The organism is Mesorhizobium ciceri WSM4083, assembly GCF_000519305.1.
GTDB lineage: Bacteria > Pseudomonadota > Alphaproteobacteria > Rhizobiales > Rhizobiaceae > Mesorhizobium > Mesorhizobium ciceri_B.
The window spans coordinates 1439764-1452758 of sequence record NZ_KI912610.1 but is presented as its reverse complement, the minus strand read 5'-3'; the positions used below and the strand labels follow the sequence as shown (position 1 = coordinate 1452758).

Genomic DNA, 12995 nt, shown 5'->3' with positions numbered 1-12995 from the left:
TTTGACGGCGACAAGAAGTTTCGTCGAAAGAAGGCCGAGGCAACCGGCTGCGTATTTCCATTTCTATTGATGTGCTCTGGAGCCTTTATCCTAGGGGGCATTGTGGTATCGACGCTTATCTAGATCGCTCGTTGCGATCGATAGCCGTCCCCGCCTCCCCTTTTTAGCCGGTTGAGAACGGCCTTGACCGTCTGAGCATGAAATCTTTTGCCGGTCGCTGTCGCAATCCCCTTTGCATTCAGGCTGCGGGCAACTTCCGAGTATGCAAGCCTTTCCCATCCGGCGGGAAGCCTTTCCACGATCGAGCGAGCAAAGGCATCCGCCCGACGTTGGTTCTCTTCGGCCAAAATAGCGCCGTTCTTGCCCAGTCTTGTTCCTCTCAACTTCGCCTGAGCCAGCGCAGCTTTTGTGCGCTCGGATATCAGCCGCCGCTCCTCCTGGGCCAACGCAGCAAAGATATGCAGCTGAAAGTCGGTAGCGTGGGGCATTTCAGCGACGACGAGCTGAACGCCCTTTTCCATCATCGACGCTATGAAGCTGACCCGTCGGGAAAAGCGGTCGAGGCGGGCGATCAATAGCGATGCTCCGGCTTTTTTCGACGCAGCCATCGCTTTTGCCAGTTCAGACCTTTGATCGTTCCTACCTGATTCCACCTCAACAAACTCAGCGGCCAGCCCTCCACGGGTCGCGGCAAATTGCCGAACCATCTGCTGCTGGGCCTCTAAGCCGAGCCCGGAGCGGGACTGCTTCTTCGTGGAAACCCGGTAGTAGCCGACATATTTCATGGAGCCTCGTCAAACATAAACGCTGGTTTATGTTTTAAGGACTCCCCCTGAATCCGGTTTGAAACAACTAGATTCAAGGTTCCTGGAGGAAAAGCACTCACATCGAGCTTATAGAAAAGCTGTCAGCGTCCGTTGGCACCGCTCAGCAGCCAATGTGGCAGCATCCCGGCCATCGCTCAGGTTCGGCCAAGATTCAATTTCCTTGAAGTAACTGATCCCTCGCTGAGTGCAATCGGCAATGGCACTATCTTGCCCGCATGCTGCGACAGTGATGCCCGTAAAAGCTACCCCAAGCATTGCGAAGATCATCCTAAGCGGTCTGAGATGATCGCCGCGCACCAGGGCCGGCTTTTGGTCAGTGACAATGATACTCACCGTTCTTGTGATTGGTGTGGCACCCATTGCTGTCCGTGCCGCCGCTATGTGCATAAGCGTTGTTAGCAAGCGCCATCGTCAAAGCCGCCAAAGCAGCCACAATTGCTTTTTTCATATCCCCTCCCAAGTAATTCTGGCAATAAAGCACGGTCAAAAGCGCAGTGCAAGGTAGTCATCCGTGGCATTGCGGAAACCGGGTACAGTTCGGTGTTCAAGGAAAAAAATTCCAGTATATTGGCAGCCAGGCCGGGAGGAGTTCAAACGGTGGGTAATTGCGTCCTAGAGAAAGCTACAATCGACATTCCACAGAGCTTTCGACGTTTCGTGGAAGGTGCATTGCTTCGCGTTCAAATTCAGTATCCGGCACTGCGCTTTCAGGTTGCGCCCAATGGCATTGAGGTCGCCGCTCTTCCTGCCGACCATTTAGACGACTTGCGGAAGAACGTGCTGCATGCGGTTTATCGAGAGAAAATCTACGCTGAGACACTGCCGCTTCGGCAAGCTCTTATCGATGCGGTTACTGCAAAATGACGGTCTGGCCACTTAAGTTTCGCGAGTGTGGCGATGGAGAATTTCTGCTCACCGATGATACCGGCGGCTTCTTCCTCAGCAGACAACCGTTTCTCGAACGGTATGCTGCCGGCGAATTGTCGCTAGTCGATCAGGAGTTTCTTCGCGGAAACGGTCATGCATTCGGTCGGGAAGGCGATCCCGACTGGACAGCGTTTGCCTATCGATGGGCACAGCGGCAGGCAAGCCAACAGGAGCTTTCCTACGTTATCCTTGTTCCGACACTGCGCTGCAATTTGAGTTGCGGCTATTGCCAGGTTTCACGGGCGCCAGAAACAGCACGAGGTTTCGACTGGACCGAAGCAACGCTGAACGCGACGCTTGGTTTTATAGAAGCGATGAAGGGTCCGCAGATCAAAGTCGAGTTTCAAGGTGGCGAGCCTTTGCTGCGGATTGATTTGCTTGAAAAGGTTCGCTCGTTCGTCCGCACGAGGTTTCCGGGCAGCCAGTTTGTCGTCTGCACGAATCTGCAACGCTTGGGCAATCGCGAATGGGCCTTCCTTGACCAAGAGGATACCTTCGTCAGCACGTCACTCGATGGAGATCAAGACACCCACCAGCGCCAGCGCACCCACGATGACCTGGCAACCGATACGTTCTACAAAAACCTTGCCGAGGCAGTGAAGCGCCTTGGGCCGGGTAAGGTATCCGCACTTCCGACGATCGATGTTGACGAGCCGCCAGACTTCGGGGAGCTAGTCGGCAATTTCGAGCGGTATGGGGTACACTCGATCTATCTCAGGCCGATAAATCATCAAGGGTTCGCCCGTCGCCGGGGAAGCCATCCGAGTTCGATAGCTAAATGGAATACGCTTCATTCCGGCTTTATCGACTACTTGATTGAACGGAACCACCGTACCGGTGGATTCGTCGAGGAATATTATTTTAGCCAGTGCTTACGAAGGTTTCTCCGATCGGGTGCCGACGATCATGTCGACTTGCGCAATCCCAACTTCTTCGCTTCGGACTACCTCGTCATCGATCACGACGGGCAGTTTTACCCGACGGACGAAGCTCGGATGCTCTCGCGCATAGGGCGTGTCGATCTATCGATTGGTAGCGTTGCGGCAGGCATCGACCAGGCGAAGGTCCAGTTGCTCAACCATGCGTCGTTCAACAATTTCGACCCAGACTGCATTCACTGCGCCTATCAGCCGTTCTGCGGGACAGACGTTGTGGATGATTTATCGAGGAACGGGCGAATAGACCTGGCTCGCACCGATACCTGGTTCTGCCGACGACACATGTCCATCTTCGACAAGATCGTTGAAGTCATCCGTCGAAGCGATGAGGCGGCTCGGAAATCGGTGGCTAAATGGGCTCGCGTACCGTCGTGGGGAGATCACATGATCCCTGTGCACGCGTGATCCCGCTCCGGCTCAAGGTCGATACCGACGCTATCGATCCATATGTGGTTCGGTTGCGCTCGTTCGAAGGAATGCCTCAGCCACCAGATAACTGCGGCTTTCTCGATGCCGCGTTGGAAACCGCAGACGGAGAAACTGCACTTTTTGCCGGCGCGACCGGCAATCTCCGCGTTTTTGGAGTAGATCCATCCGAGTTGGATGGCGATATCGTGTTTGTCGTGCCATCGCGAAAGACTGCCCATCGGCTAATTCGGGCCAGCTCTCCCCACAACACGCTTTTGATAACCGAACGTTGTGATCAGCTGTGCGTGATGTGCTCGCAGCCACCGAAGAAGCAGCACGTCAACATGTTTCCTTTTTTCGAGACGGCCGTGCTTTTGGCGCCGGAGAATTCAACGATAGGCCTTTCCGGCGGAGAGCCGACACTATTCAAGTCGGAGCTCTTCGAATTCTTGCGGGAGACCATGGCGCGGCGGCACGACATCGACTTTCACATCCTGACCAACGCCCAGCATTTTGGACGCGCCGATCTCGCGGAGCTTCGCGATTTGGATTTGAGCCGGATCCTGTGGGGGGTTCCCGTCTACTCGAGCGCTGGCGCCATCCACGATCAGATCGTGGGAAAGCAAGGAGCCTTCGAGCAGGTAAGGAAAAACCTTTCCGTCCTTTGCGAGGCAGGAGCAAGAATCGAGCTGCGGACGGTTCTGATGAAGCCAAACGCACCCGGTCTGCTAGATTTGGCTAAGTTCGTGGCGGTCACCCTGCCGTTCACCGACACATGGGCAATCATGCAGCTCGAAAATATCGGCTATGGCCGACAAAACTGGGGCTCGCTGTTTTTCGACAGTTCCCTGGGTTTCGACTTGGTTGGCAAGGCACTAGATTTCGCCGTCAGCCGCGGCATCAATACCAAGCTCTACAATTTTCCGCTGTGCACTGTTCCGGCTGATTATCGAGTATTCGCGCCGTCGACGATCTCAGATTGGAAACGAGCTTACGTCGCAGATTGTGCCGATTGCGATCTTCGAAACGAGTGTGGCGGCTTCTTCGAATGGCATCCAAAAGCACACGGGTATGGAAGGTTCGGTGTCGCATGAAGAGACGAATATTCACGATTCCCTCCTTGATCGCTGCCGGGTTCATGCCGGTTGAAAGTATCGCGATGCCGCTTGTACCCCCCGGTGAAGGAGGTAAGTCAAAGTCGCTATTCGACATTTTCAAGCTCGATCACAAATTCACATTGGCCGGCCATCGATCGCATAGCAGCCATCGTTCTCACAGCAGCCACCGATCATCATCAGGAGGCACAATTTATCTGCCTAGGGCGCCCGTGTATTCCGCGCCAACCTATCAGCCACAGGCACCTGCATATCAACCACCGGCAACAAAACCGCCTGTGTCAGCGCCTCTGACGACGCTTCCCGGTAACGCCAACAAGTTCAAGGAAATCGTCCTTCAGGTCCAGTTCGCGATGCTGGCATACGGCTACTACACGGGGGAGTTGGACGGCACGATGAATCCTGAGATGAGAACCGGCTTGACCAAGCTACAGTCTGATTACAACCTTAAGGTCACGGGAACGATTACACCCGAAACGTTAAACGCGCTGCGCGTCGTCGCTCAGTGACTGCTCGGAGCCCGCCCCACCCTGGGCCGTGCAGCCCGGGTGGATGCATTGACATCAGGCTGGACCGAACCAGAGAGCGCAAAGAAGTGCCGTAAGAAGGACAAATGATGAGCACGCGAATCGTAGCCGCAGTCGTTTTAACGGTCGTGACTTCCACGGCTCAGGCAGCAGGAACTCTTGTCGAGAAGATACAGGAAAATCCCGCCTGTCAGCAATTCAATGACGGGTGCAGCATATGCGAGGTCAGCCAAGGAGTTGCATAATGCTCGTCCCCCGCAATCGCCTGCATTCAAACCGAATGGCATTGCGTTCTTGGTCCTTCGAAGGCCGACCAGTCAGATCCTTGAGGTCCTTACCTTAAACCAGTGCAAGGACCGAGGCGCACGCAACGGCTACCTACTTCCAATATCCTCGCTTCACAGGATCACTGCCTTAGCCACCCTTTGGTGATCCCTTCGACCTGTACCTTGCTAAGTTGTTCTTGGGTGATGCCGTACCTTGCGACCACCTCCGCCTTGTATTTCTCGATCAACCCATTTCCAAGGTTGGTCTGTTCCGTCAGTCTGCTGTCCGGGATAAGCTCCATCGCCTCGCGGCTTGCTCTGTTTTCTGCTCCGACACTTTCCTTGAAAACCTTTTTCCGAACATCCTCCGACAAGCCAAAGCGGTCCTCCGGGGCTTTTGACAGCGCCGCAAGGCGGCCTTCGTCCATGAGTACTGGTGGCTCCCACGTATCATGGTAGTTTTTCGCGAGCATCGCGATCCACAGGCCTTGTTCTGCTCGTGCCTGTTCCTCACTGCCGTACACATAGATGTATATGTTCGTCGGAGAGTTATGGTGCCGGAAGCCGCTGCGCTTTTTGGCGACGCGGAAGCGTTTCAGGATTTCAGCTTCCAGCTGGCTCTTCGTGGGGACGCCCTGGGCGACTACGTGCTGCTCTATCTGTGTTTTGGCAGGAACGTCGTATATTTCCTCGTTCACGAGGGAAAACCCGTCATTATCAGATGTTTCGTCAGGTCCGCATCCCGAAATGACCACTAGGACAACTCCCGCGATAGACGCGCGGCAAAGCCTCTGTGCGATCTTCATTGTTGCTGTCTCCCGACCACCCCTTGGAACAGGGCCCTGCGCCTCGATTTATTGCACGCTGCGGAACGACCGGTTATCCTCGCGGTTGTAGGGAGCTAATGCAGTCTCCGTAGTATGTGATGACGTCAGCGCCAGGCGCGGCTATTGAAACAGAGGTGGGCATTCGAAGGGAAAACGTCAGCTCCTGTGCCCCTATTTCGGCAACCATCAAACTTGATCCGACGCTTAACGGAACGGGCGGGTTTTGTCCGACTTGCAGGGTATTGTCGTTAGCTCCCATGCCGCCACGGAACGTTAGCAGCATCGGAGGCAGGTGCTCAAACTTGCAGGAGACGACGGTCGGTTCTCTCGCCGCAAGCGCAACCATCTGAAAGGGCGGGCACAAAGCCACAGCCAGTCCGATTAGTCTCGCTGTCATCGTCGCTGTTCCTAACATAAGGTTTCGCACGCCTGGCCGTCGCCATCCCGGTCGAGCTTGCCGCCCCACGGACAATTACTGAGATACCATTGAGCCTCGTCGCACGAGCTGATTTGCGAGCATTTCCGCCGCGGCTGGCACGAGTAGCTTTGCGCTACCTGTTGACGGCTGATGATGCCGAGCGGCTGGCTCACCGCCGCTTCGGCATTGTCTCCATGCCCGGCGCGCCATTCCCACGGCGCTTGGAACTTTCCGACCCACAGCCCGACCTTCGCCGCTTCCGCCTTCCCCTGCTGCGCTGCATAGGCACCATGGCTGTAGCGGGGCCAGTCGATCGCCTGGCCGTGCTCGACCATCCAGGCGGCCACGCTGGCGCCATCGGCACGCTGGCAGTCGCCGACAAAGCGGTGATAGCGATCCCAGGTCACGAATGTGCATTGCACTGCCTTCGACGCGGCCAAGAAGGTGTCAAGCGCCTGTGCCGATCGCCGGCCGCAGGGATAGTCGGCCCCGCTCGCATTTTTACAAAGCTGCTGGCTCTCCGGCGCGTCGATGCCGTTGAAGCGGATGCGCTGTCCGTGGATTTCGATCGTGTCGCCGTCGATGACGGATGCCACGCCGGCAATCGTCGCCAGGCCCGCGCTGGTCCAGTTCGGCAGATTGAGCTCGGGCATGTGGTCGCTGTGTTGCATGGCCGTTTGCGCAGCCAGAGCGCCAGCCGCGGCTACCGTCACCAAGAGCAGGCGCCTTTGCACCACGCCAAGTGGCCTCCGGCGAGGTGATCGCATTCCACGCAGCATTGCTAGTTCGCCTCATGTCCGGTGCGGCCGCCTGGTTTCGCTTCGGCGGCACGTTCACCACAAGCCCGGCCTAGGCTGTCAATCCCATTGCGCAGATCGCATGGATGATTGCCAGTGTCCCTGCCGCCACCTTGGCGGGCACCTTGGCCTGCCGGTGTCAGCGGGATTCCGCGAAAGGCCTGGATGACTCCAGCTGTTCGCTGGCCGTCGCCCTCGATATGCGTGTTCTGACTGCTCGGGTTGAACAGGTCGACTGTCTGGGCCAGGCTATTGGCGCGATTGGCGTCGCCGGCAGAGAGCGTCACGCTGTCGTAGTGATTGAGATAATCCGCTGCGCAGCCGCTCAATGCCAGAACGATGCCAAGGCAGATCGCCAGGTTCCACTGCATGGCCCCTAGACCGGCGCCGGGTTTATGCCGGCGGCTCTCAGTTGCGCACTAAGCTTCGCTCGAGTCCCACACGCGGCCTTGTCGCCGGCGACGCACTTGTTATTCGCGTCTGACCAGTCCAGCAGCGCCGTATTGATCCAGCTGCCAGGTGCGCGCTGGATCCCATAGGGTGTCGGTGGCGCGCCACCAGCAACGGCTGGAGCTGCCGTGGCACCCTGGCCATGCGGGGCACGCTTCCATCCGCTTAGGATGAGGCAGTTCTTCATATACTGGTCTTCGGCAGCCAAGTTGCCGAGTGCATTGCCGATTCCGGCCCCCGCAACAAAGCCCGGGGACCCGATAGCAATATAGCCTTGGTCAACCGACCCCTTATGCATTTCGCATTGAGCGTGGGCGACGTCGAAACTAGGCCCGTAGCCTATTTGCATGTAGTCGGCTTGATTGCTTGTTTGGCAGCCGCCCAGCGCTGCCGTGGCACCAAGTGCCACAAATGCTTTTATTCTCATCCCCCAGCCCTCCCAAGGCCGAGTTAGCATCTCCTAAAGTTGAATTTGGTGCAAGAGCGATGAACAAATCTGGTAAATTCTGCCAAAGTCCACCTGCTGGCAGTTCGTAGACTTCCCTATCACGACGGATATACCCCGTTATTTTATCCATCATCCCGTGGGATTGAAGATGCGAAACAGCGAATTGGCGCAACGGCTATGCAAGGGCTGGACCCCATGGGCAAAGGGTCCAGGCGACCACGATATAGAGAAAATATGGTGGGCGGCCACGTGCTGCATTTTCCGAAGCTGAACTTCTCGACCTGATTCGACCGTTCGGAAGTCGTCGGCACCTCGCAGTGGGGATTTCGTCAGGAGCGGCATGCTTCCCCCTCTGACCCGATCGTGCATCGCTTACGGATGTAGAGCTACGGATTCCCGCTGACGTCCGCGACATGCGCCCGCAGAGTAGAGTGAACCTCTAACATGGGAGGTGGAGGTTTTTGTCCGCCTTGGGCGATCAACGCTGCAATTTCGGCGGGGGGCGCTCGATCAAGGATGCCGAGACCGAGATTAGGCCTTTTGAAGGCGTGCAGAATTGACAGAAAGGGCAGTCTCAGGTCATGCGCCGGCAGCATTCGCCATAGCGCCGATTTGATCCGCAGCTGCAAAGCTCGGCCTCCTTAAACTGAGTTAGCCGATAATTGGGATCAGATTGGCCCAGCTCATCAGGCATCGCATACTGGCGTCCCGGCCACCGATCAAACACCACCAAATGAAGGTGACGAAGCGCCCATACGCTAAAAAGGTCGAGCAACATGCACAAAAAAAACAAAGATGGCGCCGCTTACCTCACCCCTGTGAATTGCGGGGACGTGTGTCATAACCGGTAGCGAGGCTCGCGACGAGAGCGCACGCTGAAGACTGCGATTCGGGGCACATAGAGGCTAAGATGACTGACGATGATTTCAATATCGGCGACGAAGTAGTTCACCGCACAGGCGGGAAAAAGATGATTTATACCGGTAAGGGTATAGTTGGTGACGCTATTTGCGAATGGTTTGATGGGGTTAGAAGGCACCAGGAAGCGTTCGCATTCGTCGCTTTGAAGAAATTCAAGGAGCCGGAAGCATCGAGTTTATCTGGCAGATCGACGCGCGTATAGCTCGGTCTGGCGTTGCTCCGATGGAAATCGACAGGATTGACAAGGATGAACTGGAGCCGGACGGCAAGAAGAAGGCTGCTCGAGCAGCGATAAATGCTCTTGCGGGCTCAATTCCTTTCGTCGGAGGCTTGATCTCCGCTGGTGTCGGCTACTGGTCTGAACAAGAGCAGGAGCAAGTCACCAACATTCTGAAGCAATGGCTACAGATGCTTGAGGACGAGCTTCGTGAAAAGGGAAAGACGATTGCTGAGATCGTTGCTCGGCTCGATATGGATGACGAGAAGGTCAAGGAGCGGATAGAATCCCCAGAGTATCAATCGCTCATGAAGAAGGCGTTTCGGAACTGGTCGTCAATCGACACGGAATATAAACGTCAGAGAATCCGTAATATTCTAGCAAACGCAGCTGCCGCGAAGACAACGTCCGATGACGTTGTGCGTCTATTTATCGACTGGATAAATCTGTATTCGGATTTCCACTTTGAAGTAATCGGTGAAATTTATCGAAATCCGGGCGTCACGCGCGGCGGCATCTGGGACAACCTCCAAAAGCCTGACGTCAGGGAGGACTCAGCTGAGGCCGATTTGTTTAAAATGCTAGTCCGCGACCTCAGCACAGGCGGCGTCATCCGGCAAGTCCGTCAGACGGACTATGCCGGAAACTTCATTAGAAAACAGCCTGCCGGGAGGTCTCGACCAGGACAAGTAGCCCGTACAGCCAAGTCGGCATTTGATGAGATCGAGCCGTATGAACTCACAGACCTTGGAAAGCAGTTCGTTCACTACGCTATGACCGAAATCGTAGCCAAGATAGAGTTTAAGGAATGACTCTCAGAAAACATCATCGGTCGCTTAATTAGCTACTCCGCCGGATCATGCGGCTTCCCACACCTGATTCAGAATCCTCGCCGCGAGAGCCGCTTTGTCCTGAGGCAGGAAACGACCGTAGTGTTTAGCCACCATGTCGGGCGTGTCTTGGATGGCGTAGCTAGCCTGTTCGTAGGAACCAGTCTGCTTGAGGATGTGGGTCGCAAGCACATCGCGGACGTTATGCGGGCCATGGGGCAGGAGTCCGGGAATAGCTCCACGTCTGGTATAGGGATTATAAATCCCATAGCGTTGTATGATCAGTCTCCACGCTTCGTAGAAACTGGTCTGATCGTACGCTGCATCCCTGCTGGTGACTTTCACTGTTTTGACGAAGAAGGTCCCTGGGTCGACCGCATCGGCGAGCAGGATACCCCGATGCCGACCCACATACGCGTCGATATGTTCGTAAAGCTCGCCGAGATTTGGCAGGATCAATCGAAATGGCTTGCTACCAAAAAAGGACGAGCTTGCGTTCTTGAACGCTACGGAAGGAATGAGGACTTCCCAACCGCTGTCGCGCACACTCCAGCGGATCTCCCCGCGCTTCATGTCAGCAAGCTGGCGCTCGGAGCGCGGCAGGTGGCCCGGGGCGCAAATCATCAACTGTCGGAGATTCTTTTGACGTAGTCCGAGATGTAATCCCAATCGCAGCATCAGGAATGACCGCACGGCCTCGGCCGTTGCCCGTCGGTATAAGCGTTCATCCGGCATCAGACGAAGAATTTCTTCCGTGATCTTTCGGTAAGCGCCAACCGGGCTCTCAGATTCAAGCACCGGCATGATAGGTTCAAAGGGATCACGGTGAACACGAGCGACTCGCTGGATTTCCTTCACGCGGAACGTCGCATGCTTGAAATAGACGTCACACGCTTCATCCCAATCTGCCTTGGCGCGATCGATGTCGATCTGCGAGATCAAGCCCGGAACGGGGCGAAGCTTTGTCATCAGGTTGGGGTGTTGCCGCAGCCACCCGGTATCCTTGCGGGTTAACGCCAGCGAGATGCGGAGCATGTCGACTTCCCAGACGGTGTAGAAGCCCCGCCGTCGCTCACGCCATTGCACATACCAATCCCAGACCGATGGAAACACGAGCATGCCGAATGACAGAAGCTGGAAGGGAACGCCGTGGCCTTGTACAGGACCCCTGGGGTGTGCTGCCAAGGCGCCGAACATTAGTCCAAGGTGCTCAATCTTTTGGGACGCGGTCTCTTCTCCCCAGACACCCTGGCGCTGAAGACCGAAGGCGGTCAGCGTGGAGGTCTTGAACCGAATGAGATCTGCCATTTCCATCGCCAGCGAGGGCGGCGCGTCGATCACCCCCGAAAATAGATCTGGATCTGGAAAGGACATGCCGACCGACTCACCAGTATGGAAGTCGTCTGAATCGTCATGATCAGCCATGTCGGTTCGGCCATAAGCTACGCCCGGAAACCGTATTGCATAGCGGTGCTTCATTGCCGCCGCCTGAAAACGCCGATAGTCGGTCGAGCCGGTGATGATCACGCGGCGGACCCATTCGAGGATCTCCTCCTGCTCAATGGCCGAACGCGAATTGAAGTCGTCGGGAAGATGCCACGCTAGCCGCCTGCGTTCGGCTGGCCCTATATCGTCGAGTATATGACCGTAAGCTGAGCGTGCCGGATGTGGAAGCTTTGCCTTGAAGTACCCCTCCGGAAGCCGGTACCGGCGCTCGATCCGTCCGAGCAGCTGGAAGCTTGCCACGCTGCGCGGCACTTTGGTTCCCAAAAGCCAATGCCGGATCGTCGAACGATCGAGCGTTTCGTGATCTTCTACAACCGCGCGATGCAGGTTCCAATAGCTGTCGCCGTGCCGGCGCATGTGAAGCTCCAAGGCTTCCTGGAATGCCGTTGGGTCCGACCATTCTGTGAATAGAGGTTCTGGGAACTCGTCGATTGGCCGAGGTTTCACTCCAGGCCTTTGACGGATATTGTGTTGTTCGCGCTCTACATTCGCTCTCAGAGAGGGAATGGACGTAATTTTTGCCGTTGGACCTTTTGAACGGGCGGGTGCCGCCACCTCCATTAAAGGAAGGGCCGACTGCGCCATTGAGATCGTCCTCTGCTTGGGGACATTCTTTAGCGCGCGAACAATCGCATCAAGCCCTGGTTCAATTGCTTTTTTTGCCCCGATAATGAGCTCGTACGGGGTCGCGCATTGAACGGCGATTTCGTCCCAGTCGTATCCTCTTTTTCTCGTTGGCGGGTGCTGACCGTTTATGACCAGAGCGATCATAAATCTGCGGACACGTTCCGCCTCTTGTGGCGGCAGCACCGGAGCAACGCGGGCTTGGCAAAAGTTAGATAGTTTTCGAACGAGTAGCTTCGGATTCCAGGATTCAGGCATGCGCTTAACAGAAAAATTGCGACCAGCGCGCCACTTAGCCGATTCGTCGCTCACCGAAATCTGATTCTTGGCGAAAAGAAGCACGGCTGGGAGTGAGGACCCCCCTACCTTCCGTGGCCATCGCTATCAGCTCAGGTGCCGGCGAGCCTATCCAGCCGGTCGTTTCGACCAGCTTGCTGACCATGCCTTAGAGACAATCTCGAAAGCTCGCTGAGGTGTGAGGGGCGCGCTCAATAGCCAAGAAGATGACGCAACCCGACGATGGGAAGGTAAACCGTCCAGACAAGGCAGGCTGCTATCGCAATGACAACGCCCATGGCCGGAGCCCAAGCATGCCACTGCCTTTGAAACTGCGCCGCCAGCGCTGTAAAAGCATCTTCCATTTTCAAATTCTCGCAGCGTGAGAGTTTGGTGGCCGATCTCGCAATTGTCATTGGTCGATTCGCAAGGCAAGCGTCAATGAACATCAAGATCGCGTTGTTCGCAATTATCTTCTCTGGCTGCATCGCTGCCGGCCTGGCCTATTCCAGCGGTCACAGGGCCGGCCGGGTGTCGCAGTTGAGGGATACCGTCGCGGCGTACAACAGACGCATGGGAATCAGCGACGATGCAAATAGCCTTGGCAGCGTCGACCTCTGTTTGGAGCTGGGCGGGCAATACGATGAATGCCGGGAGCTTGCTGCGCGGTAAT

15 protein-coding genes are annotated in these 12995 nt (G+C 56.1%); 7 read left to right on the top strand and 8 right to left on the bottom strand.

What is annotated here, in order from left to right:
- Positions 1-119: 119 nt before the first annotated feature.
- A complete protein-coding gene (locus MESCI2_RS01000000135975) occupies positions 120-785 on the bottom strand; it encodes a recombinase family protein (protein ID WP_050596729.1) in 666 nt (221 codons plus the stop codon).
- A gap of 355 nt (positions 786-1140) precedes the next feature.
- On the bottom strand, positions 1141-1275 hold the full coding sequence (locus tag MESCI2_RS1000000138330) for a YHYH domain-containing protein (RefSeq protein ID WP_155936712.1): 135 nt from the start codon (positions 1273-1275) through the stop codon (positions 1141-1143).
- A 92-nt stretch (positions 1276-1367) separates the two neighbouring features.
- Between MESCI2_RS1000000138330 and MESCI2_RS1000000138325 the strand changes: the two genes are divergently transcribed.
- The 4 genes from MESCI2_RS1000000138325 to hxsA are packed head-to-tail and all read left to right on the top strand — an operon-like array spanning position 1368 to position 4724.
- A complete protein-coding gene (locus tag MESCI2_RS1000000138325; protein WP_031213933.1) occupies positions 1368-1691 on the top strand; it encodes a hypothetical protein in 324 nt (107 codons plus the stop codon).
- Positions 1688-3097, top strand: coding sequence for a His-Xaa-Ser system radical SAM maturase HxsB (gene hxsB, locus MESCI2_RS0133025; RefSeq protein ID WP_027040229.1), 1410 nt, complete (start codon positions 1688-1690; stop codon positions 3095-3097). The genes MESCI2_RS1000000138325 and hxsB overlap by 4 nt, the downstream gene beginning before the upstream one ends.
- Entirely contained in the window at positions 3094-4194 is a 1101-nt protein-coding gene (gene hxsC, locus MESCI2_RS0133020) for a His-Xaa-Ser system radical SAM maturase HxsC (protein WP_027040228.1), read from the top strand. Before hxsB ends, hxsC begins: the two co-directional genes overlap by 4 nt.
- Complete coding sequence (gene hxsA / locus MESCI2_RS0133015) at positions 4191-4724, top strand: His-Xaa-Ser repeat protein HxsA (protein WP_027040227.1); 534 nt, start codon at positions 4191-4193, stop codon at positions 4722-4724. Before hxsC ends, hxsA begins: the two co-directional genes overlap by 4 nt.
- Before the next feature lie 424 nt (positions 4725-5148).
- On the opposite strand, the gene MESCI2_RS0133010 is transcribed toward hxsA, so the two are convergent.
- From MESCI2_RS0133010 to MESCI2_RS1000000139365, 4 genes are all read right to left on the bottom strand, one after another.
- Positions 5149-5814, bottom strand: coding sequence for a hypothetical protein (locus MESCI2_RS0133010; RefSeq protein ID WP_027040226.1), 666 nt, complete (start codon positions 5812-5814; stop codon positions 5149-5151).
- A gap of 429 nt (positions 5815-6243) precedes the next feature.
- Positions 6244-6924 (bottom strand): thermonuclease family protein, encoded by a 681-nt coding sequence (locus MESCI2_RS01000000135965; protein ID WP_245270506.1) that lies wholly within the window; start codon positions 6922-6924, stop codon positions 6244-6246.
- Positions 6925-7034: 110 nt separating this feature from the next.
- A complete protein-coding gene (locus MESCI2_RS0133000; protein WP_027040225.1) occupies positions 7035-7421 on the bottom strand; it encodes a hypothetical protein in 387 nt (128 codons plus the stop codon).
- 1101 nt (positions 7422-8522) lie between these two features.
- Positions 8523-8642, bottom strand: a complete 120-nt coding sequence (locus tag MESCI2_RS1000000139365; protein WP_430981689.1) for an SEC-C metal-binding domain-containing protein — start codon at positions 8640-8642, stop codon at positions 8523-8525.
- 216 nt (positions 8643-8858) lie between these two features.
- On the opposite strand from MESCI2_RS1000000139365, the gene MESCI2_RS0132985 reads away from it, so the two are divergent.
- Both MESCI2_RS0132985 and MESCI2_RS0132980 read left to right on the top strand, forming a co-directional pair.
- A complete protein-coding gene (locus MESCI2_RS0132985; RefSeq protein WP_027040223.1) occupies positions 8859-9071 on the top strand; it encodes a YodC family protein in 213 nt (70 codons plus the stop codon).
- Between the two features lie 20 nt (positions 9072-9091).
- Positions 9092-9898 (top strand): hypothetical protein, encoded by an 807-nt coding sequence (locus MESCI2_RS0132980; RefSeq protein WP_032901449.1) that lies wholly within the window; start codon positions 9092-9094, stop codon positions 9896-9898.
- A 45-nt stretch (positions 9899-9943) separates the two neighbouring features.
- On the opposite strand, the gene MESCI2_RS0132975 is transcribed toward MESCI2_RS0132980, so the two are convergent.
- Both MESCI2_RS0132975 and MESCI2_RS1000000138315 read right to left on the bottom strand, forming a co-directional pair.
- Positions 9944-12304 carry a hypothetical protein gene (locus MESCI2_RS0132975; protein ID WP_027040221.1) on the bottom strand — a complete coding sequence of 787 codons (2361 nt, stop codon included), beginning with the start codon at positions 12302-12304 and terminating at the stop codon, positions 9944-9946.
- A 230-nt stretch (positions 12305-12534) separates the two neighbouring features.
- Positions 12535-12738 carry a hypothetical protein gene (locus MESCI2_RS1000000138315; RefSeq protein ID WP_027040220.1) on the bottom strand — a complete coding sequence of 68 codons (204 nt, stop codon included), beginning with the start codon at positions 12736-12738 and terminating at the stop codon, positions 12535-12537.
- Positions 12739-12763: 25 nt separating this feature from the next.
- Here MESCI2_RS1000000138315 and MESCI2_RS0132965 point away from each other — a divergent pair, with 25 nt between their 5' ends.
- A complete protein-coding gene (locus MESCI2_RS0132965; protein ID WP_027040219.1) occupies positions 12764-12994 on the top strand; it encodes a hypothetical protein in 231 nt (76 codons plus the stop codon).
- The last annotated feature ends 1 nt before the right edge of the window (position 12995 follow it).